The 19,603-nt window shown below is 53.4% G+C and carries 18 protein-coding genes; 14 read left to right on the top strand and 4 right to left on the bottom strand.

The features are described from left to right. Nucleotides 1–38: 38 nt before the first annotated feature. The 7 genes from thsB to E3E36_RS06245 all read left to right on the top strand — a co-directional run bounded on the left by thsB (nucleotide 39) and on the right by E3E36_RS06245 (nucleotide 6,954). Nucleotides 39–1,673: a thermosome subunit beta gene (gene thsB, locus E3E36_RS06215; protein ID WP_167894393.1), complete on the top strand. Its 1,635-nt coding sequence runs from the start codon at nucleotides 39–41 to the stop codon at nucleotides 1,671–1,673. A 124-nt stretch (nucleotides 1,674–1,797) separates the two neighbouring features. Further along, nucleotides 1,798–2,865: a DUF1464 family protein gene (locus E3E36_RS06220; protein WP_167894394.1), complete on the top strand. Its 1,068-nt coding sequence runs from the start codon at nucleotides 1,798–1,800 to the stop codon at nucleotides 2,863–2,865. Nucleotides 2,866–3,356: 491 nt separating this feature from the next. After that, complete coding sequence (locus tag E3E36_RS06225) at nucleotides 3,357–4,439, top strand: hypothetical protein (RefSeq protein WP_167894395.1); 1,083 nt, start codon at nucleotides 3,357–3,359, stop codon at nucleotides 4,437–4,439. Between the two features lie 56 nt (nucleotides 4,440–4,495). Continuing rightward, nucleotides 4,496–5,290 (top strand): hypothetical protein, encoded by a 795-nt coding sequence (locus tag E3E36_RS06230; protein ID WP_167894396.1) that lies wholly within the window; start codon nucleotides 4,496–4,498, stop codon nucleotides 5,288–5,290. Nucleotides 5,291–5,323: 33 nt separating this feature from the next. After that, nucleotides 5,324–6,091 carry a hypothetical protein gene (locus tag E3E36_RS06235; RefSeq protein ID WP_342764383.1) on the top strand — a complete coding sequence of 256 codons (768 nt, stop codon included), beginning with the start codon at nucleotides 5,324–5,326 and terminating at the stop codon, nucleotides 6,089–6,091. A 408-nt stretch (nucleotides 6,092–6,499) separates the two neighbouring features. After that, nucleotides 6,500–6,691 (top strand): hypothetical protein, encoded by a 192-nt coding sequence (locus E3E36_RS06240; RefSeq protein WP_167894397.1) that lies wholly within the window; start codon nucleotides 6,500–6,502, stop codon nucleotides 6,689–6,691. Then, nucleotides 6,688–6,954: a hypothetical protein gene (locus tag E3E36_RS06245; protein WP_167894398.1), complete on the top strand. Its 267-nt coding sequence runs from the start codon at nucleotides 6,688–6,690 to the stop codon at nucleotides 6,952–6,954. The genes E3E36_RS06240 and E3E36_RS06245 overlap by 4 nt, the downstream gene beginning before the upstream one ends. A 7-nt stretch (nucleotides 6,955–6,961) precedes the next feature. Here the strand turns inward: E3E36_RS06245 and E3E36_RS06250 are convergent, their stop codons facing one another. The 3 genes from E3E36_RS06250 to E3E36_RS06260 all read right to left on the bottom strand — a co-directional run bounded on the left by E3E36_RS06250 (nucleotide 6,962) and on the right by E3E36_RS06260 (nucleotide 10,145). After that, nucleotides 6,962–7,549, bottom strand: a complete 588-nt coding sequence (locus tag E3E36_RS06250; protein WP_167894399.1) for a hypothetical protein — start codon at nucleotides 7,547–7,549, stop codon at nucleotides 6,962–6,964. A 63-nt stretch (nucleotides 7,550–7,612) separates the two neighbouring features. Further along, nucleotides 7,613–9,745, bottom strand: coding sequence for an IGHMBP2 family helicase (locus E3E36_RS06255; RefSeq protein ID WP_167894400.1), 2,133 nt, complete (start codon nucleotides 9,743–9,745; stop codon nucleotides 7,613–7,615). Between the two features lie 133 nt (nucleotides 9,746–9,878). Then, entirely contained in the window at nucleotides 9,879–10,145 is a 267-nt protein-coding gene (locus E3E36_RS06260) for a hypothetical protein (RefSeq protein ID WP_206203487.1), read from the bottom strand. A gap of 482 nt (nucleotides 10,146–10,627) precedes the next feature. Here E3E36_RS06260 and guaB point away from each other — a divergent pair, with 482 nt between their 5' ends. Genes guaB through nadA form a run of 5 tightly spaced genes read left to right on the top strand, consistent with a single transcriptional unit; the run spans nucleotide 10,628 to nucleotide 16,168 of the window. Then, nucleotides 10,628–12,088 carry an IMP dehydrogenase gene (gene guaB / locus E3E36_RS06265; protein ID WP_167894401.1) on the top strand — a complete coding sequence of 487 codons (1,461 nt, stop codon included), beginning with the start codon at nucleotides 10,628–10,630 and terminating at the stop codon, nucleotides 12,086–12,088. Between the two features lie 43 nt (nucleotides 12,089–12,131). Then, nucleotides 12,132–13,538, top strand: a complete 1,407-nt coding sequence (locus E3E36_RS06270; protein ID WP_167894402.1) for an L-aspartate oxidase — start codon at nucleotides 12,132–12,134, stop codon at nucleotides 13,536–13,538. A 4-nt stretch (nucleotides 13,539–13,542) separates the two neighbouring features. After that, a complete protein-coding gene (locus tag E3E36_RS06275) occupies nucleotides 13,543–14,544 on the top strand; it encodes a hypothetical protein (RefSeq protein ID WP_167894403.1) in 1,002 nt (333 codons plus the stop codon). A gap of 1 nt (nucleotide 14,545) precedes the next feature. Further along, nucleotides 14,546–15,211, top strand: coding sequence for a hypothetical protein (locus E3E36_RS06280; protein WP_167894404.1), 666 nt, complete (start codon nucleotides 14,546–14,548; stop codon nucleotides 15,209–15,211). A gap of 45 nt (nucleotides 15,212–15,256) precedes the next feature. After that, nucleotides 15,257–16,168: a quinolinate synthase NadA gene (gene nadA, locus E3E36_RS06285; protein WP_167894844.1), complete on the top strand. Its 912-nt coding sequence runs from the start codon at nucleotides 15,257–15,259 to the stop codon at nucleotides 16,166–16,168. On the opposite strand, the gene E3E36_RS06290 is transcribed toward nadA, so the two are convergent. After that, entirely contained in the window at nucleotides 16,161–17,357 is a 1,197-nt protein-coding gene (locus E3E36_RS06290; RefSeq protein ID WP_167894405.1) for a hypothetical protein, read from the bottom strand. The genes nadA and E3E36_RS06290 overlap by 8 nt on opposite strands. Nucleotides 17,358–17,625: 268 nt before the next feature. Between E3E36_RS06290 and nadC the strand changes: the two genes are divergently transcribed. Then, nucleotides 17,626–18,459, top strand: coding sequence for a carboxylating nicotinate-nucleotide diphosphorylase (nadC, locus tag E3E36_RS06295; RefSeq protein WP_167894406.1), 834 nt, complete (start codon nucleotides 17,626–17,628; stop codon nucleotides 18,457–18,459). A gap of 133 nt (nucleotides 18,460–18,592) precedes the next feature. Continuing rightward, nucleotides 18,593–19,600 (top strand): pyridoxal 5'-phosphate synthase lyase subunit PdxS, encoded by a 1,008-nt coding sequence (gene pdxS / locus E3E36_RS06300; protein WP_167894407.1) that lies wholly within the window; start codon nucleotides 18,593–18,595, stop codon nucleotides 19,598–19,600. The last annotated feature ends 3 nt before the right edge of the window (nucleotides 19,601–19,603 follow it).

The following is a 19,603-nucleotide window of genomic DNA, read 5'->3' on the forward strand; positions in this document are numbered from 1 at the left end:
CCGCCCCTAAAAGAAGAAAACGGAGGGGGTGAGGGGAGATGGCCCAGCTCGCCGGACAGCCGGTCGTTATTCTGCCTGAGGGAACCCAGAGGTACGTCGGAAGGGACGCCCAGAGGCTCAACATCCTCGCCGCTAGGATCGTCGCCGAGACCATAAGGACCACCCTCGGCCCGAAGGGTATGGACAAGATGCTCGTCGACAGCCTCGGCGACATCGTCATCACCAACGACGGTGCCACCATCCTCGACGAGATGGACATCCAGCACCCTGCTGCTAAGATGATGGTTGAGGTTGCTAAGACCCAGGACAAGGAGGCTGGTGATGGAACCACCACTGCCGTTGTTATCGCTGGCGAGCTTCTCAGGAAGGCTGAGGAGCTCCTCGACCAGAACATCCACCCGAGCATAGTCATCAAGGGTTACGCCCTCGCCGCCGAGAAGGCCCAGAAGATCCTCGATGAAATAGCCAGGGACGTCGACGTTGACGACAAGGAGACCCTCAAGAAGGCCGCGATCACCTCCATCACTGGCAAGGCCGCCGAGGAGGAGAGGGAGTACCTCGCCGAGATAGCAGTCGAGGCCGTCAAGCAGGTCGCCGAGAAGGTCGGTGATGGCTACAAGGTCGACCTCGACAACATCAAGTTCGAGAAGAAGGAGGGCGCGAGTGTCCACGAGACCCAGCTCATCAAGGGCGTCGTCATTGACAAGGAAGTCGTCCACCCGGGAATGCCGAAGAGGGTTGAGAACGCCAAGATAGCGCTCATCAACGAGGCCCTCGAGGTCAAGGAGACCGAGACTGACGCCGAGATAAGGATCACCAGCCCGGAGCAGCTCCAGGCCTTCCTTGAGCAGGAGGAGAAGATGCTCCGCGAGATGGTCGAGAAGATCAAGGAGGTCGGAGCCAACGTCGTCTTCGTCCAGAAGGGTATTGACGACCTTGCCCAGCACTACCTCGCCAAGTACGGCATTCTGGCAGTCAGGCGTGTCAAGAAGAGCGACATGGAGAAGCTCGCCAAGGCCACCGGAGCCAAGATCGTCACCAACGTCCGCGACCTCACCAGCGAGGACCTCGGTGAGGCCGAGCTCGTCGAGCAGAGGAAGGTCGCCGGCGAGAACATGATATTCGTTGAGGGCTGCAGGAACCCGAAGGCCGTCACCATCCTCATCAGGGGCGGTACCGAGCACGTCGTCGACGAGGTCGAGAGGGCGCTCGAAGATGCTGTCAAGGTCGTCAAGGACATCGTCGAGGACGGCAAGATACTCGCCGCCGGCGGTGCCCCGGAGATCGAGCTCGCCATCAGGCTCGACGAGTTCGCCAAGGAGGTCGGTGGCAAGGAGCAGCTCGCCATCGAGGCCTTCGCTGAGGCTCTCAAGGTCATCCCGAGGACCCTCGCCGAGAACGCCGGTCTCGACCCGGTCGAGACCCTCGTTAAGGTCATAGCAGCGCACAAGGAGAAGGGCGCCACCATCGGTGTCGACGTCTTCGAGGGTGAGCCGGCCGACATGATGGAGCGCGGCGTCATCGCACCGCTCAGAGTCACCAAGCAGGCTATCAAGAGCGCCAGCGAGGCTGCGATAATGATCCTCAGGATCGACGACGTCATCGCCGCCAGCAAGCTTGAGAAGGACAAGGGAGACAAGGGTGGCGACGACTTCGGCAGCGACCTCGACTGAAGGCTTTGAGCTTTAGCTCTCCTACCTTTTCTGTTCTCCCCCTTTTGGCTGGGCTCCCCTGATGGCAAGCCTTTTTAAAGAACCTTCCATTCTCAACTGGAGATAAACCTCAAGGGTGTTTTCCATGAGGGTCATAGGCGTCGATCCCGGAACGAAGAGCTTCGACGTTATAGGGCTTGAAGACGGGAGGATAAAGCTTGACCTCACCTTCCCGAGTGAAGTGGTCGCAGAGGCACCTGAAAAGATTGTCAAGGCCATTGAGGACTTCAATGCCGATCTTATAATCGGGCCCTCAGGCTACGGAGTCCCGCTGAAGCACATAAGCGAGCTGACAGATAGGGACCGCTTCGAGATGACGCTCGTGAGAGAGGAGGAGATGAAGGAAATCCCCGTCCTCATCGGGTTACAGAAGATGGTAAGCGAGATGGCTGAGAAGGGCATGAACGTCTGGTTCATCCCTGGCGTCATCCACCTCCCGACGGTGCCGGAGTGGAGAAAGTACAACAAGGTTGACATGGGAACGGCCGACAAGATGGCGATAACAGTGCTCGGTATCTACGACCAGGCGAAGAGGCTTGGAATCGAGTACAGTGAAGTTTCATTCGTCCTCCTTGAGGTGGGTTTCGGCTACAACTACGCCGGAGCGGTTAAAGGTGGAAAAATCGTTGATGGCATCGGCGGAACCATTTTCCCCGGTCCGGCCTACGTGAACAGCGGTGCCCTCGACGGCGAGGTTGCCTACCTTATGGGAGGGGTCAAGAAGTGGCACCTCTTCTGGGGCGGAGCTACGGTAATAGCCGCCAACGAGATACTCCCGCCGGAGGAGTTTGCCAAGAGGCTCGACGAAGAACCGTTCGCAAAGGCTTGGGAGGCCATGAAGGACGGCTTCTTAAAGGCCGTTGCGAGCGAGCTGGCCGTTGTGGGCAACGCTAAGGAGATAATTCTCTCCGGCAGGCTGATGCGCATAGACGAGCTCAGAAAGGACGTGGAAGATCTCTTCGAGGAGTGCTTTGGACTTCCCGTCGTCAAGCAGAGGGGTCTTGAGGGCAGGGCTAAGGAAGCCGCCCGGGGGAGCGCGATAATAGCGGACGGCCTCGCGGGGGGCCAGTTCAAGGATCTCGTCGAGCATGTCGAGATAAGGAAGGCCAGGGGAAGCGTTTTGGACTACGTAAAACTGCCCCTTCAGCTTTGATGCTTTATTATTTTGGGACATCTCCGCAGGGAGGAGGAACCAGTGATCGGGAGAGTTTTTACGTAACGGCCTTCTTGAGTTTTTGCTGGCCTTCTTTTCCAGGTCAGGTTTAGGGGACTTAAGGGGGTAAGTTTTTGTAGACCAAACGCCAAAGTGTTTCGTGGTGGAACAGATGAGGAAATTGAGGCCGTCTATGAGAACGGTATATTGGGGAGGATAGAAAATGATAGTAATAGATGCCGTACTAATTTTTTATGAGTCGAATCACAAAAATTGTCTGGAAAAGCTCAAAAGTTGTCATTATTGATTACTTGTGTTCTTTTGTTCGCTCTTTTACTCGCCCTTCTTTCGTCTCGTTCTCGTCTTTTTGATACAGTTGAAAATTGTAAACCATAACAAAAAAGAAAAACGTTGTTTAATCCAACTTATAAAAGGAAAATTTATATATGGCGATTGTCTGCTCTCCTTGACCAACTGGTCAGGTGGTGGCCATGAACTGGAGAAAGGCGACGTTCGGCGTGTTTCTGGTCTTTATGGTGCTGAGCATGCAGTTGATTGCCGCTCCACAGGCCATGGCAATGAGCACTAACAACGCCAGCATAACCTTTAGGAGGGCAGTCGTTGCTTGGTACGATGAGAATGGTAAGCTTCAGATGAACGTCACGTGGGTGAATGCAACATTAAACTTCACTAATTTGACGCATTCTCCCTGCGCTTGCCAGAACGCCAGTTCTTGTGGTGCTTTTAATACGAGCGCTCACGTTAATGTTTCGATAACCACTCTGTACAACATGACAAGGGATCATGAACAGTTGTTGTTCGTCAAGGTTACTGCTTACAATGCCACCTTTAACTACACCATATACAACCTTGTTTATAGAGCCGAGAGGAGTCAGTATAATTTTACGCTAATCACTAAAATCTTAACTGACCCAAAGACTGGAAAGTACACAGCTTTTGTTACTGGAATGAACATCGCTCTTGATGATAAGAACAAGGCAGTTCCTGTTGGGGATACTGTACTGGTACTTGGTAATCTCACGCTTTCGGATTACTACTGGACTCTGAACAAGATTCTTATGAAGCTTCGCAGGGGTGACGAGACGAGCTGGATTTGGGGCAGGAGTGCTTACGAGTTAAGGCACTTATCGCACTTGGTGAGGCTTAAGCTTCCTGAGTACAATGGAAAAGCAAAGTTGGGGTATACTATAGTCATCGATGATTACTCAGCGTGCGTTCACCTCTGCGACTTGTCATGTACTGGACTTTTTACCCTTGCCTGTATAGCCGCAGCAGGGAGTAGTGGAGGAGTGCTCTCGATTATATGCTTCGCGGGAAGCTTTATATGTTCGGGTCTCTGTGCCTCTATGTGCGGTGAGGACTTCTGGTCTAGCATTGCAAAAGGAGGAAGCTGCTCTGCTGGATGTTCAGTGATACTAAAGAGACTTTGTGCGAGTAGATGTGGAATATTGGGAAGCGTTTGTGCAGATGCTTGTGGGGCAGTTTTAGCTCCTATATTTTGTCCCCAACTCTGTGATGCCATATTGCCATATATCGAGGACCATGTACTTTAATTAATCTTTGTTAAATTTTTTACAATCTACGACTTTGAGGCAAGAGGGGATCTAAAATGAAATCGGCGAGGCGTTTGTTGGTGGAGGCCGTCCTTGCTCCTCTGGCGATGTGGGTGATTATGTGGAGTTTGGGCTACATCCGTCCATTTGGTGACGTTGGGAGGGAGAATTTCAACGCTTCCTGGTTGATCACGACGATAGTTTCTTTCTTCATCACGCTGGCCCTCGTCATCCTGTTTGTTAAAAGATTGTTGAGAAAAGCTGGTTATTCCCAAGTTGGGCTTAGAGAGCTGCCCAGAGTCCTTGATGAAGCCGATCCAAAAATCATTGGCGGTTCAATGAGGGAAATCTTCACAATTGTTGCACTTTGGGGTGCCTTCAGCACCTGGGTTCTTGAATTAGGGCCTAAAAAAGGAATAATTTTTACCGTTAGCTTTGCTGTAATCTTTGTAGTGGTCGCCCTTCCGTTGATGGTCTCCATGCTGATACCGATTATGGAAGTACCCTTCCTGCTCTACGAGATTCTAACCGGGAAACGGCTTTCGTATATCTTCAAGGAAATCCTGCTGGTTTCCCTGGTTTCTGGAGGCTTTCTGATCTTTTTAAGTTTGATAGCCACGCATCTTGGGGCCTCAGAAATTGTAATAATACGCCCTCTTTTGAAATTTTACATGAACAGGGACCTATATAAGAACCTCCTGTTGCTATCTGCTCTGAACGCTCTGTACGGCCTTATCGGAATTTTTATCCTTCCTCGGAGGAGAAGGCTTGGCCTCTTAACGCTCCTGCTGATTGCCCTCGCTCTTGTTCTCATACTGATAAAGGTTTTTATCCAACTGCACTCACTGTAGTTCGGATTTATCAAAAAAGTCCCGGTGGTCGCTGTGGGGAGAAAAATCCTCATCGAGATGGTTGTTTACCCGCTGGTTCTTGGCGTTCCACTCTTCGCCTTCATCTGGATAAAGCACGGTGGAGTTACTCGCGAATGGGTTCTTGAGATGGTTTTTCTCTCAATCCTCACGTTCGTTTCAACGGTCTTCTTTCTCGCCCGAATACTTGAGAAGCACGGGTACAGCAAGAGGGACATCAAAAGGCTTTTCGAGATTCTTGAGGAGCACTGGGATGAGCCGTGGTACAGTGGCTACCTGAAGCACGATGTGCAGTACTGCATAGCCTATCACCTCGTTTTCTGGGGGTTTCTCAGCGTTGCCCTTCTTGAGTTTCAGGATGTTTCACTCGTCATCACGGCGTTTGCTGGCATGGTTTTTCTTTTAGTGATGGTTTATCCAATTGCTTCCACTATGGTGGTTTGGATTCTGGCTCTCCCCTTTTACTTCCTTGGAGATGATAGGGCTGAGGATGCCTTTGAGTTCATCGGTAAAACCTCCCTTGCCTCAACTCTCGCGATTCCTGCCATATGGGTCGTCTCCGGTTATTTTGCAACCCAGAACTACCCGAAGGAAATCCTGGACATGTTCAACGCCGTGGTTGGAAACGCCGGAAAGTTCCTGGCTCTCTCGCTCATAAACACCCTGTTTGGCTTTCTGGGAGTGTATCTTCCGCGCAGAGTTGGAAGGAGAATTCTCTCGATTGTTCTGCTTTCACTAGCAGTGGCCATGCTCTTCATCCTCTGGGAGTTGTTCAAACTTTAGATTCCATCCTGTATGATGCTCCTATGGATGTTTCTTTGCTTTTGATCGGGAACGGCATTGGCGCTCTTTTGTGTTCTTTTGTTCGCTCTTTTACTCTGGCTTCTTTCTTTTCATCCTCGTCGTTTTGATACGGTTGGAAATTGAAAATCCTGCGGAAAAAAAAACGTTATTAAATCCAACTTATAAAAGGAAAATTTATATATGACGATTGTCTGTTTTTCCCGACTAACTGGTCAGGTGGTGGCCATGAAGTGGAGGAAGACTGCTTTCGGGGTTTTCCTCGTTGCCATGCTGTTGAGAGTGGCCGCATGTGCTGCATGTTTAGGTTTGGGTACGGCAGTATGTGCAGTTAAGTGTGCACTAGGCTTTTAACTTTAAAACTTTTTATGTTAGTAGGGGGTGAAAAAAGTGGAGAAGATTCTCCAAGAGGAACTTCTGCGAACATTCCCAATATTTGTCTTTTTGTTCTTTTTATACGGGTGGTGGTGGATGGACTCAAACTCAAATTTTCCCCTCGTGACTGTGGTGATGTTTCCTCTAATTGTGAGCTTTCTAACGCTTCCTCTCAGGTTATGGATTAGAAGAAAAACTAGGGGGTGAAAAACATGAAAACATTTTGGGGACTTTTGGGTTTGTTATTATTTTCTGGATTAACTCTAATTGAAAAGAGGCTTAACTCCTTAGATCTCCTTACTTCGTACCTGTTACTTGGCCTGTTATTGGTCTCAGTTACGCTAATGACTTATCTGTTTGCGGATTCCCCTAGTGAACTTGGAAAAGACAACAGGAATCTTGTAAAGTTCTTGGGAGTAATATTTTTATTATTCCTACTGAGGTGGGCGTATCTGAATATGATTCCGTAGCTTCCAATTAAATGCCTTTCATTTCTTCCTCCAGTTTCTTCAGCTTCCCTTTAAACCTCCTCAGCTGGTCGTTGGCGATGGCTGTTATTCTCTCGATGTAGTCCTCGCTCACCCATAACTCGCCATCTGCGCCAAGGGGGACGTCCATTCTCTCGGTGGAGCGAATCTCGACGAGGAGCTTCTTGTGGCTAACGCTTTTAATGTTGCTGTACTTGAAGCCCAGCCCTATCGCGAGGTTTAGCAGTTTAACCGCGTCCTCCATCGTCCTCGCGCCGACGTGCAGGATAGGGCTCCTTACGAGAAACCAGAGCTGACCGTTGGAGTGCTTTTTGATAGCTTCAAGGACTTCCTCGACGGAAACTTCCCTGTGCCACTTGCCGAGCCAGACGGAATTGACCTTGTCGCCGAAGTCCGGCATCTCCATGACCGAAATCCTGCCCGAGCATGAGGAGGTGGTAAAGTAGTTCTCAAGCGAGTTGATTTTATCGAGCAGGGGGATTATGTCCCCGTCCACCTTGCCCTCGGCTAAGGCCTTTCTCAGGCCGGCCATGGCTTTCTCCTTCTGCTCGTCGAAGTTCTTGGTGTAGAGGAACATGGTATCACCTCTGGCTAACAATTTGATCCGCATACCCCCGCAACAAGTTTCGAGGGCACCGGTTTAAAAATGATTGCTGGGTGTATCCCTGTAAATTGAGCGTGTCCTCTTTCTGTCTCGTTTTCTAACTTCCTCTACGCCATCCGGAACGTCCGTTGATTCCTCAGTCCTTGAAATTCCGGGAATTCTTCTTATGCTCTCTGGGGTCATCTCCGGTGGGATTCCTGTTAATTTTCTTGTATCAACCACTGTTCCTTTCTCACCCACGAACTCCACCAGCCGTTTGTAGGTCGGGTGGGCACTTAGAGTCGATGAGTCGCCTATCAAAATCAGCTTCCTCTTCGCCCTCGTCAGCGAGACGTTCAAACGCCTCAAATCCTTCAGGAAGCCGAGCTCTCCCCTTCTGTTGGAGCGGACGAAGGAGAGCACTATTACCTCCTTCTCCCTGCCCTGGTAGCCGTCCACCGTCTTGACCTCGACCTCCTCGGGAAGGAGGGAGCTTATCAAATCACGCTGGTCGTCGTAGGGGGTTATCACACCTATCCACTCCGGCTTAACGCCCATCTTGAGGAGCCTCTCAACCGTCTCCTTAACGAGTCCTGCCTCCAATGGGTTCTCCCTGCTCTCGCTTCCATAGCGCTGCCTCTCGAAGCGGTCTTCTCTCTTTGATGTGTCTATGAAGACCAGCACGTTTTCCGGCTTCAGCACCGCGTCCCAGGGCCCCCCAAAAGACGGCTCCGAAACTCCGAGGTCGGAGAGTGTTATGTTCCTCACGCTCTCGTGGGCCTCTATCCTGCCACCGTAGAACTCCCCGCTTGGAAACTCCATCAGCCTTTTGTTCATCCTGTACTGGACGGTGAGCATCTCACTCTTTTCTGGATAACGCTCGATAAGGCCCTCGAAGAGCGTCCTTGACAGTCCCTTAGCCTTCTCGCTCAGTATCGTCGGCGGGAGCTGCCTGTGGTCCCCAGCCAAAACGAAGCGCCCCGCTCGATTTATCGGAATGAGGACGCTTGGGATGGTCGCCTGCGTCGCTTCGTCTATCACTGCAACATCGTAGTCCCCATAATCAACGACATCAAGGCCAGCGGAGGAGTTGGTGGTGAGAACCACATCGGCGTCGCGGATTATCTCCCTGGCTATCCTCTCCTCGAGCTTCCTGGCATCGTCGAAGGTCTTCTGGACCTGCTGGTTAATCTTTATCCACTCGGCCATCTCGCGGATCAGCCTCGCTGGAACGCCCCTGACGCCGATGCCCTTTGAGGCGAGCCTGAGTATTTCGCGGTCGCTCAGACCTCTCCTGTACTTCGGGGCCGGCTTCGTGAAGGTATCCCTCTTCTCCTTGAGGTTCTGGCCTATGACCCTCAGCTCCCTCAGCTCGCCGTAAAGCTCGTGCTGTGTAATTAGATAAGCCAGGGTCGTCTCGTGGAGGGCCTTTGAGACCCTGCTTGGATGTCCAACGCGGACTACCTTCAAACCCGAGTCCACAAGCCTCTCAACCAGGTTGTCCACCGCGACGTTGCTCTCTGCCGTCGCCAGAACCCTGTTTCCGCGTTCAACTTCCTGCATTATCAGCTCGGCCAAAGTTCTCGTCTTGCCCGTCCCGAACGGGCCGTGAATCAGGAAGAAGTCTGGACTGCCGAGAGCCCTTGCGATCGCCCTCCTCTGGCTCGCGTTGAGGCTTCTATCGAAGGGCTCGAACTCGACGGGTTCACTCTCCCCGGGTTCCCTAAGGCCTAGGTAGAGCTCCAGCGCCTTTCTCCCGCTCTCCCTCAGATTGTTCAGGTTCTCCAGCCAGCGCTTGAAGGTGATGTCGTTGGCGTAGAGGTCGATGCGGATTCCCTTCAGAGCCCACTCGGGGACGGTTTCAAGGGCGACCGTTATGAACCGCTTCCCCTTCTCCACGACCGTTCCAACCAGGTCGCTCTTCAGCGGGTCTCTCCTGCTGACCACCACCAAATCACCGACGCTTATCTCGGTCTTTATTTCTCTATCGCGGCCGTATTTCACCAGGAAGTAGCCCAGCTCCTCTCCGACGACCTTCCCGTTGAGGCCGAGAACGGCCCTCCCAACCTTCTCCCTCTCGCGTCCGCTTAGTCTTTTCATCTCTAGGCGCATCGCCTCTATCTCTGCCTTCCTCTCAAGCTCCACGAGTACCTTGAGGTGAGAGATGAACTTCTCCAGTTTTTCCTCCATTTTTCCTCCCGATGAGCGAAGAGAAGAGCCGTTTAAAAGGTTGAGGGTGGTCAGCCCATGCGAGTTTCCTCACCGCTCGGACGAAACTTCCCTCATCATCCCAGGAAGGGGTAGGGAAGAGGGGGTTAAAAAGCTAAGCCCTCCTAGAGGAAATCACTGAGACTATGTCCCTGTGGAAGGATTTCAGTGCCTTCCAGTGGCGCTTTTCAATTTCCCCACTCCACGAGACCCGTTCATAGAACCTCTCAAGATCGTCGAGCAGGTACTCGATGTACTCCCTGCGCCTATCCTCCATGCTGACGCCGTTGCCCAAGAGCTTGCCCCTCAGAAACGGCATGACCTCCGACGGCCGACCGAGGGCCGCCCAGAAGAGACCTTCCTTCAGGATTTCATACAGCAACTCATCAAAACCAAAGCCCTTTCCGACCTTCTTCTCAGCGGAGGGTTTGGCCCTCCCCCCTTACGTCTAACCTGACAACAGCCTCCATGGGTATCACCACGGTTAAGGGGTGCGTTGGGCTATTTTAATTTTTTTTGCGTTTCTCCGTCATTTTGTTAGGATAAGAAAAGAAGGGGGCAAAATTTTGAATGAGCGTCAAACAATGAAACCGAATGATGGATTATCGTCAGGCGATTATGAGGAGTGCCACCACTATGGCTATGGGAGCCAGGTGGGCGAGTGCCTTTGCAAGGTTCATGGGCATCACCGCAGGGGGGACACACCCCTCCTTTAAAAGCTTTACGTTTGTAAAATTCGGATGAACACACCCGGAAGTTCGAAGTTTTTGCGACCGCTCCGAAAAAAGTTCCGGGTTCTTTCCGGGAAACCCTTAAAAACCCATGCCAAGTTCATGTTAAAAAGGACGTGGAGGTCAGACAAAAATGGGAAAATTTGAACATAAACTTGTCAATGCAATTAAGGGATACACCTTCGACGACGTTCTTCTGATACCGCAGGCAACCGAGGTCGAACCTAAGGACGTTGACGTCTCCACCCAGATAACCCCGAATATAAAGCTCAACATACCGATCCTCAGCGCCGCTATGGACACGGTAACCGAGTGGGAGATGGCCGTCGCGATGGCGAGGGAAGGAGGACTGGGCGTCATCCACAGGAACATGAGCATTGAGGAGCAGGCCGAGATGGTCAGAAAGGTCAAGCGCGCGGAGCGCTTCATAGTGGAGGACGTCATAACGATTGGCCCCGACGAGACCCTCGAGTACGCCCTCTTCCTCATGGAGAGGAACAACATAGACGGCCTTCCCGTCATCGATGAGAACGGCAGGATAGTCGGCATAATCACCAAGAAGGACATAGCGGCCAAAGAGGGCAACCTCGTGAGGGACGTGATGACCGGCGAGGTGATAACAGCGGGTGAGGACATTTCCGTTGAGAAGGCCCTCGACATAATGGTAACCAACAGAATAGCCCGCCTCCCCGTTGTGAACGCAGAGGGCAAGCTTGTGGGAATAATAACTATGAGCGACCTGATGATGAGGAGGAAGTACCGCAACGCCGTCCGCGATGAGAACGGAGATCTAATAGTCGCCGCCGCTGTCGGGCCCTTTGACATCGAGCGTGCCAAGGCCCTCGACAGGGCCGGAGCGGACGTCATAGTGGTCGACACCGCCCACGCCCACAACCTCAAGGCGATTAAAGCAATGAAGGATATAAGGAACGCCATCGATGCGGAGATGATAGTCGGAAACATAGCAAACCCAAAGGCCGTTGACGACCTCACCTTTGCGGACGCGGTCAAGGTCGGAATCGGCCCGGGGAGCATATGCACAACCAGAATAGTTGCGGGTGTCGGCGTTCCCCAGCTGACCGCCGTTGCCCTCGTCGCAGACAGGGCCCAGGAGTACGGTATTCACGTCATCGCCGACGGCGGAATACGCTACTCCGGGGACATAGTGAAGGCACTGGCCGCTGGAGCGGACGCCGTAATGCTGGGCTCCCTTTTGGCGGGAACCAGAGAAGCTCCGGGCAAGGAGGTCGTCATAAACGGAAAGAAGTACAAGCAGTACCGCGGCATGGGCTCCCTTGGGGCGATGATGAAAGGCGGAGCGGAGCGCTACTACCAGAAGGGGCACATGAAGACTAGGAAGTTCGTACCGGAGGGAGTTGAGGGAGTTGTCCCCTACAAGGGGAGCGTGAGCGACGTCCTCTACCAGCTTGTCGGTGGGCTTCGCTCTGGAATGGGCTACGTCGGTGCAGCAAACATCGAAGAGCTCAAGGAGAAGGGTGAGTTCGTGATAATCACGAACGCCGGCGTCAGGGAGAGCCACCCACACGACATCCTGATAACGAACGAGGCTCCCAACTATCCGGTTGGGAAATGAAAAAGCGTTTAAGCTTTCCCTCCTCTTTTCTTCAGGTGGTGAGATGACATCGGTTGGAATAATCGGCGACGGTGCGGCAGGTTTAACCGCGGCTCTGGCACTCGCGAGGCGCGGCTTTGACGTCACTGTCATCGGGGAGGGGTTCAAAAACACTAACTCATACCTCGCCCAGGCGGGGATAGCCCTGCCTATCCTGGAGGGCGACTCCATCAAAGCCCACTTCATCGACACGGTTAGGGCAGGTAAATACCTCAACGACGAGGAGGTTGTCTGGAACGTCCTGAGCAAAGCCAGCGAGGCCTACGATTTTTTGACCTCAATCGGCATCGAGTTCGAGACCAACGAGACCGAGGGCGGTCACTCCTTCCACCGCGTTTTCACGATAAGGAACGAGACCGGAAAGCACATGATGGAGGTTCTCTACATAGCTGCTAAAGAGGCGGGGGTTAACTTCGTTGAGGGCTTCGCTGAAGAGCTCGCCGTGAAGGAGAGGAAAGCCTACGGCATCTTTCTCGAGGGGGAGCTCCTGAAGTTTGACGCGACTGTGATAGCAACGGGGGGTTTTGCGGGGCTCTTCAAATACACTGCGGGCTCCCCTCTAACCACTGGCCTTCTCATCGGGGACGCGGTTATGAAGGGCGCCCCGGCCAGAGACCTGGAGTTCATACAGTTCCACCCGACCGGCTACATGGGCAAATCAGGGGTTAAACTCATCAGCGAGGCCGTCCGCGGTGCGGGGGCAAAGCTAGTAACTGAAGACGGCGAACGCTTCGTCAACGAGCTCTCCACCAGGGACATCGTTGCGAGGGCGATATACAGGCAGATGCTCGCTGGAAAGAGGGTCTACCTCGACGCCACCTCGATAGAGGACTTCAAGAGGCGCTTCCCCCAGATATACGCTTTTCTGGTCAAGGACGGCATCGACCCGTCGAAGGACTTGATTCCCGTCTCGCCAATAGCGCACTACACGATAGGCGGGATAGCCGTTGACCTCTGGTACAGAACGGCCATCAAGGGCCTCTACGCGGTAGGTGAGGCCGCCTCCAACGGCTTCCACGGGGCGAACAGACTGGCCAGCAACTCGCTCCTTGAGTGCATTGTTTCGGGTCTGGAAGTGGCCAGAACGATAGCGAGGGAGAGGCCGAGGGCTGGTGAAGCCCCGGACGTTCCCTGCACATTCGAGGGGCTTGGCGATGTTGGTTCTATCAGAGAACTCCTCTGGGAGCACGCGGGTATAGTGAGAACTTCCAAAAGCCTGAAGGCCGGCCTCAGGAAGCTTGAAGGGATCGAATCAGACCCGAGGCTCAAACTCCTCGCCGGGGGCGTCATGGAGTGTGCCTTAGCGAGGGAGGAGAGCAGGGGCGCTCACTACAGGGAGGACTTTCCGGCTATGAGGAAGGAGTTTGAACGGCCACTGTTTTTTGAGGGCAGCTGCGGTGTTGGGGGGTGACCTGATGGTAGACGTGCTCCAGATTGGGGGACTGTCCCTTGTGGGGTACGAGGTTGCCAGATTTCTGTTTGAGAAAGTTCTTGAAAGGTTTGGGGACAGAGTTGTTGACGTGGTCGGGGAAAGCATGACCAGCTTTCTCCAGAGCTCGAGTATAGTGGGGAGAGTCATGCAGCCCGCTTTTTATAGGGTTTATTACTCTGCCCTAAGGTCGGGGAGGTTTGAGTGGGCTTTCATGAGGGGGGTTCCCCACAGGGAGGCATATCTCAGGATAATACGGGACTCATTCTTGGACACGTCTATTCCTGCGGTAGCGAACGTTGCCCACACCAACAACATGTACTTCTGGCCCAAATGGGCCTTTAGCTCGATGCTCCTTTTCACCTCCCTTGAAATAGCCTCTCCCGGTGCCGGTGAGTGGACTTTAAAGGTCGAGGTACCTCCGCAGGGCATAGGGATATACAACAACAGGGGAAGACAGTTCATCAAGGATTATTTCCTCCACAGGAATCCTGAGGGTTACCGCGAGATTCGGGAGTTCTACAAGACGTTCATGGATATGGTTGCCTCCAAAGAAAAGCCCAGAAACCTGCGCCTTGGCCTAAGGAACAGGCCCCTTAGATGGGTCGCTGGCGGTGTTATACCCCTGCTGTGGCTCAGGGGGAAGTGGTGGGTGGCGTTTCCATATCGGGACATCCCTCCTATCGGGCTCAACCACTTTGGAGGGCTTTCACAGGATTCAGAAGAGAGAATGCATCCAAGGCTCATGGCACTGAGAGAGTTCCTGGAAGAGTTCCTTATTCTGACTGAACCCCCCGAGCCCGGTGCAAAGGCTACCAGAAAGATAATCCGCGTGTCGGGCGAATTCCATGAGGATATCAAAGTAAACCGCCACTTCAAAAGGCTTCAAAGCTACCACAAGGCGCTCCGCGAGGCACAGGATGGTATCACTATAGTGGACGATAAGCGGGACGTCGTGAAGATGCACAGCATAGATACCCCCCTTTGAGGTGGAGATAGAACTCGACGGTGAAGTTAAGAGTGTTCATGATGTTTTCTTTTCCATAGATGCATACGAACTGGGCATTGAGATAGACTTCGTTTACTGGGCGAAACTCAGTGATAACGACTACGTACTCTTTGGAGAGCCGGATCCCACAGGGAGCTACCTTGTTCGCTCCCCCATAGTCCTAATAGCCCTTGACAGGATAGCCGAGTCCATACGCTCCGAAAGTCTAGTACCGCATTCCTCCAATGAGTGCATGGAGTGCATGTATATTGATCACGTCGGGAAAGACGATTACATAATTTTTGACCGCGATTCGATAGAACTGAGAAAGGCAAGGATGATACACCTGTCTGAAAACCTTGGAATAGACCCCGAGTTCGGAGAACTTATTAACAGGCTTTCAAAGGGTGAGCCTGTTGAAGCGGAGCTCCTCGACCTATGGGACAGGATTTCAGGGAAACTTGGGCAGGGGATACATGTGGAAGAGCTGAACACCCATGTGAAAGCTGCAGTCAATACCTGGGGCAAGCTGATCGCCCTCCGTAAGGGGGTAGAAATAACTCCGGACAAGCCGTGGGCGGATATCGTGAGGCTGTGTCCGGTCACGTGGAAAGTCCTTACCCTTGCGGTGACCTCAGGTTCCTTCGACAGATTCCTTAAGGGTTGAGACAAATTTTTAACTTCCTCCCGTCTCTTCTTTACGGTGTTCAAAATGGGAAGTTTTGGGGAACTCGTTGAGGAGATACTCCGCCTGAAGGAGGAGCGCAACGCTATAATCATGGCCCACAACTATCAGCTGCCTGAAATCCAGGATATAGCCGACTTCCTCGGCGACAGCCTCGAGCTGGCGAGGAAGGCGGTGAACGTTGAGGCGGACGTCATAGTCTTTGCCGGCGTCGACTTCATGGCTGAGACCGCCAAGATACTCAATCCGGAGAAGACCGTCCTCCTGCCGGCGAAAAGGGCTACCTGCGCGATGGCCAACATGCTGAAGCAGGAGCACATAATCGAGACCAAGAGGCTCTACCCCGACGCCCCGGTGGTTCTCTACGTCAACACAACGGCCGAGACTAAGGCCTACGCCGACGTCACCGTCACCTCGGCCAACGCGGTCAAAATCGTTTCAAAGCTCGACTCTGAGGTCATAATATTCGGCCCGGACAGGAACCTCGCCAGCTACGTGGCGAAGCAGACGGGCAAGAAGGTTATCCCCGTCCCCGAGTACGGTCACTGCTACGTCCACAGGCAGTTCACCCTTGAGGACGTCGAGCGCGCCAGGAAGCTCTACCCCAACGCCAAGCTGATGGTTCACCCGGAATGCGAGCCCGAGGTGCAGGAAAAGGCGGACATCATAGTTTCCACCGGCGGGATGATAAGAAGGGCAAAGGAGTGGAACGAGTGGGTCGTCTTCACCGAGCACGAAATGGTCTACCGCCTCCAGAAGCTCTACCCCGATATCAAGTTCCACCCGGCCAAAGAGGACGCCGTCTGCATAGGGATGAAGGCGATAACGCTCCAGCACATATACGAGTCGCTCAGGGATATGAAGTACGAGGTGGAAGTTCCAGAGGAGATAGCCGCGAAGGCGAGGAGGGCAATAGAGAGGATGCTGAAGCTCAGCTGATACCGCCCACCTGGAACACTTCCACCTTTTCTTTACCCTCCGCGGAGCTTAGCGACAGAATCACATAGTTTCCCCGGACGGCTATTGCGTTCGGCCTTAAGGTGAGCGTCCTGCACGCCACCGCTCCCCAGATGGTGTAGACGCACAGCCCACTCCTCTCCTCCATAGCGCTGGACACATCAAAGTACGCCCATGCCAGCATTGAGTCGTCCCCATCGGACACTACATTCTTGATCAGGTCCCCACATTGCAGGGTTTCGGAAGCTGGCGTTTCAATTGTCCTCAGATGTTCTCCCCTTTTGTTAAACACGTGAACCAAACCCCTGTAATCCACGGTGTAGATGTTTCCGTCGGCTAACAGAAACGCCCCGGAGGGCGCGTAGCCGCAGGTGGTGTAGTTTTCAATGGAAGCGTTCCACAGAAGACGCCCCCTTTCATCCAGTGCATGGATCTTTCCGCTCCATATCGCCGTGCCGCTTCTCTCCACACCTCCCGTACTCATGAAAACGGTCCCATTCCCTGTTCCCACAGCCCGAACTCCCACGCTAAATGTGCGCTCGGCCACCGGCTCCCCGGAGAGGCTGAGAAAGACAACCTTACCATGGTAGAAAGGTTCCATGGACGCCACACCTATCACAAATCCCTCCTCAGTGCGCAGTATGAACGGCCGTCCTTCCCCGTCCTCGAAGAGAAAAGCCCCGCAGGTTCCGCCGCAGACGTGGATCGTTATGTTGCCCGGAACGCGAACTCCGGAGTGTATAATGGCGGGATTTCTCGTTATGAGGAACGTTAAGTTCCCGAGCCTGAATCCGAGAGATGGGTTTTCAATGGGGGCTTCAAGGCGGTGGGGTTCTATGGTGTCAAGCCCTGTGTAGTAGAGGCTCCCTCCCTTCCTAAAAGCCAGCACCCCGGAGAACAACCCGGCATCCTCGACGTCTTCAGCCGAATACACCGGCTCCCAGTTTTCAAGTCTGAGGATTTCGAGGTGGCCTGAGCGGGACAGGAGCACGAGCTTACCGTCACCGATCCCCACAAGGTCGCCCTGGCCATCCCAGACTCTGGTGATGTTAAGACTGCCGGTAAAACTGCTGGAATTTCCATCCGAATCTTTCCAGAGATACAAAAGTGAGCCTCCTATGAAAAAGGAAATCAGGAGCAGGATAAACACCACTTTTACGGCATTTCTCAATTTTTTCACCCCTCAGGGCATGCGGTACGCGAAGTTCTGGGATGCAGATTCATCCGGAGCGAAGCATCCCCCGCAGTGTCCATTGCCCCAGACAGCTCCAAAGCAGGAACTACCACCATCGTCACCTCCCTTGCAACATCCTCCTATTAAGTGATCCTTCCACACAAATATATAATATGTTCCTTGCGTGGGGTTCGAGGGATATATTGGTAAAGGTTATGGAAAGCGAAATAAAGCCCAGTTTCCAGTTCTGGATGGAGGTGAAAGCATGGTGCCAATTGAGTATCTCCTCAAGTTCATCCACGAGGATGCCCCCTTCGGCGACGTCACGAGCGAGGCGGTCATTCCAGCCGGCATGAAGGTCAAGGCCGTCATCATAGCTAAGCAAAACGGTATTATAGCCGGCGTGGAAGAGGCGAAGGCGCTCTTCGAGCACTTCGGTGTTAAGGCAGAAGTCAAAAAGAGGGACGGGGAGGATGTCAAAAAAGGAGACGTTATCCTCGAGCTTGAGGGTAACGCCCGCTTGATTCTCCTCGTCGAGAGGACTGCCCTGAATATAATGGGCAGGATGAGCGGCATAGCGACCGAAGTTAAGAGGCTAACAGAGAGGGTCAAAGCCATGAACCCGAAGGTTCGCATTGCCGGAACCAGAAAGACCCTCCTCAAGCCGCTGGACAAGAGGGCGATACTCATCGGCGGCGGGGAGCCCCACCGCTTCTCTCTCAGCGACGCAATACTCATAAAGGACAACCATCTCGCTCTGGTTCCGCTGAAGGATGCCATACGGCGCGCCAAGGAGTTCAGCATTTACAAGGTTGTCGAGGTGGAGGTCGAAACCTTAGAGGATGCACTCAAAGCCGCCAGGGCCGGGGCGGACGTGGTGATGCTCGACAATATGACACCCAGAGAAATAGCTGAGACAGTTGAGGCACTGAGGCGCGAGGGCCTCCGCGATAGGGTGAAGATCGAGGTTAGCGGAGGAATAACGCCCGAGAACATCACGGAATACGCTAAACTCGACATAGACGTCATAAGCCTCGGTTACCTCACGCACTCGGTCAGGAACTTCGATGTGAGCCTAGAGATAATTGGAAAGGCCTGAACGAAGGCTTTTCTGTTCTGCATTATTTTTCCTGAAGTTCCTTGGGGGCTGGTGCGGCTTTTCCGCGGCAAGGCTTATATTCAAGTTTTTTCTTGATATTAATTGCAAGTCAAAACTTGAAAAGGTGGTGCCCATGGGGAAGCTTGAGGTTATTGAAAGAAAGGGAACCGAGAGGCTGAAGAGGGGCTTTGCCAAGATGGTGAAGGGCGGGGTCATAATGGATGTCACCAACGCCGAGCAGGCGAGGATAGCCGAGGAGGCCGGCGCGGTCTCGGTAATGGCCCTCCACAAAGTTCCTGCGGACATAAGGAAGGCCGGCGGAGTAGCGAGGATGGCCCCGGTGGAGAAGATAAGGGAGATAATGGACGCGGTTACGATTCCGGTGATGGCAAAGGTCAGGATTGGCCACGTCGCAGAGGCGAGGATTCTCGAGGCCCTGGGCGTTGACATGATAGACGAAAGCGAGGTTCTGACTCCTTCAGACCCGTTCTTCCACATAGACAAGCGTGAGTTCAATGTGCCCTTCGTCTGCGGTGCGAGGAACCTCGGCGAAGCTGTAAGGAGGATATGGGAGGGCTCGGCCATGATAAGGACGAAGGGCGAGGCCGGGACTGGGAACATCGTGGAGGCGGTCAGGCACGTCCGCCTCGTGGCCGACAACATAAGACTCCTCCAGAGGATGACCGATGAGCAGGTTTATGCCGTTGCCGAAAAGTTCGCCGAGCCCTACCTGAGGCTGGCCCTCGAAGTGAGGGAGATAAGCGGCCTCCCGAGGCAGGTTCTCGAGAACGAGCCGATCTACGGCCACTACACCTACCGCGAGATAGTTGACGGCCTTTACAAGATTCTCCTGGAAATAAAGAAGCTCGGAAGGCTTCCGGTTGTGAACTTCGCGGCTGGAGGCGTAGCTACCCCCGCGGATGCCGCTTTAATGATGCAGATGGGTATGGATGGAGTATTTGTCGGCTCCGGAATCTTCAAGAGCTCCAACCCACCGAAGATGGCCCGCGCTATAGTTGAAGCCGTCAACCACTGGGACGAGCCGGAGGTTCTCATTGAGATAAGCAGGGAGATCGGCGAGCCGATGCGCGGGAAGGCCATAGAGGAGCTTGAGGTTCGCCTCGAAAAGAGGGGCGTCTGAGCC

It is taken from the genome of Thermococcus sp. M36, from assembly GCF_012027355.1.
Taxonomy (GTDB): Archaea; Methanobacteriota_B; Thermococci; order Thermococcales; family Thermococcaceae; genus Thermococcus.

Bases quoted from the DNA above. Each gene is read 5' to 3' on its own strand.
- thsB (WP_167894393.1), top strand. From the start codon at position 39: ATGGCCCAGCTCGCCGGACAGCCGGTCGTTATTCTGCCTGAGGGAACC.
- E3E36_RS06220 (WP_167894394.1), top strand. From the start codon at position 1,798: ATGAGGGTCATAGGCGTCGATCCCGGAACGAAGAGCTTCGACGTTATA.
- E3E36_RS06225 (WP_167894395.1), top strand. From the start codon at position 3,357: ATGAACTGGAGAAAGGCGACGTTCGGCGTGTTTCTGGTCTTTATGGTG.
- E3E36_RS06230 (WP_167894396.1), top strand. From the start codon at position 4,496: ATGAAATCGGCGAGGCGTTTGTTGGTGGAGGCCGTCCTTGCTCCTCTG.
- E3E36_RS06250 (WP_167894399.1), bottom strand. From the start codon at position 7,549: ATGTTCCTCTACACCAAGAACTTCGACGAGCAGAAGGAGAAAGCCATG.
- E3E36_RS06255 (WP_167894400.1), bottom strand. From the start codon at position 9,745: ATGGAGGAAAAACTGGAGAAGTTCATCTCTCACCTCAAGGTACTCGTG.
- guaB (WP_167894401.1), top strand. From the start codon at position 10,628: ATGGGAAAATTTGAACATAAACTTGTCAATGCAATTAAGGGATACACC.
- E3E36_RS06270 (WP_167894402.1), top strand. From the start codon at position 12,132: ATGACATCGGTTGGAATAATCGGCGACGGTGCGGCAGGTTTAACCGCG.
- E3E36_RS06275 (WP_167894403.1), top strand. From the start codon at position 13,543: ATGGTAGACGTGCTCCAGATTGGGGGACTGTCCCTTGTGGGGTACGAG.
- nadA (WP_167894844.1), top strand. From the start codon at position 15,257: ATGGGAAGTTTTGGGGAACTCGTTGAGGAGATACTCCGCCTGAAGGAG.
- nadC (WP_167894406.1), top strand. From the start codon at position 17,626: ATGGTGCCAATTGAGTATCTCCTCAAGTTCATCCACGAGGATGCCCCC.
- pdxS (WP_167894407.1), top strand. From the start codon at position 18,593: ATGGGGAAGCTTGAGGTTATTGAAAGAAAGGGAACCGAGAGGCTGAAG.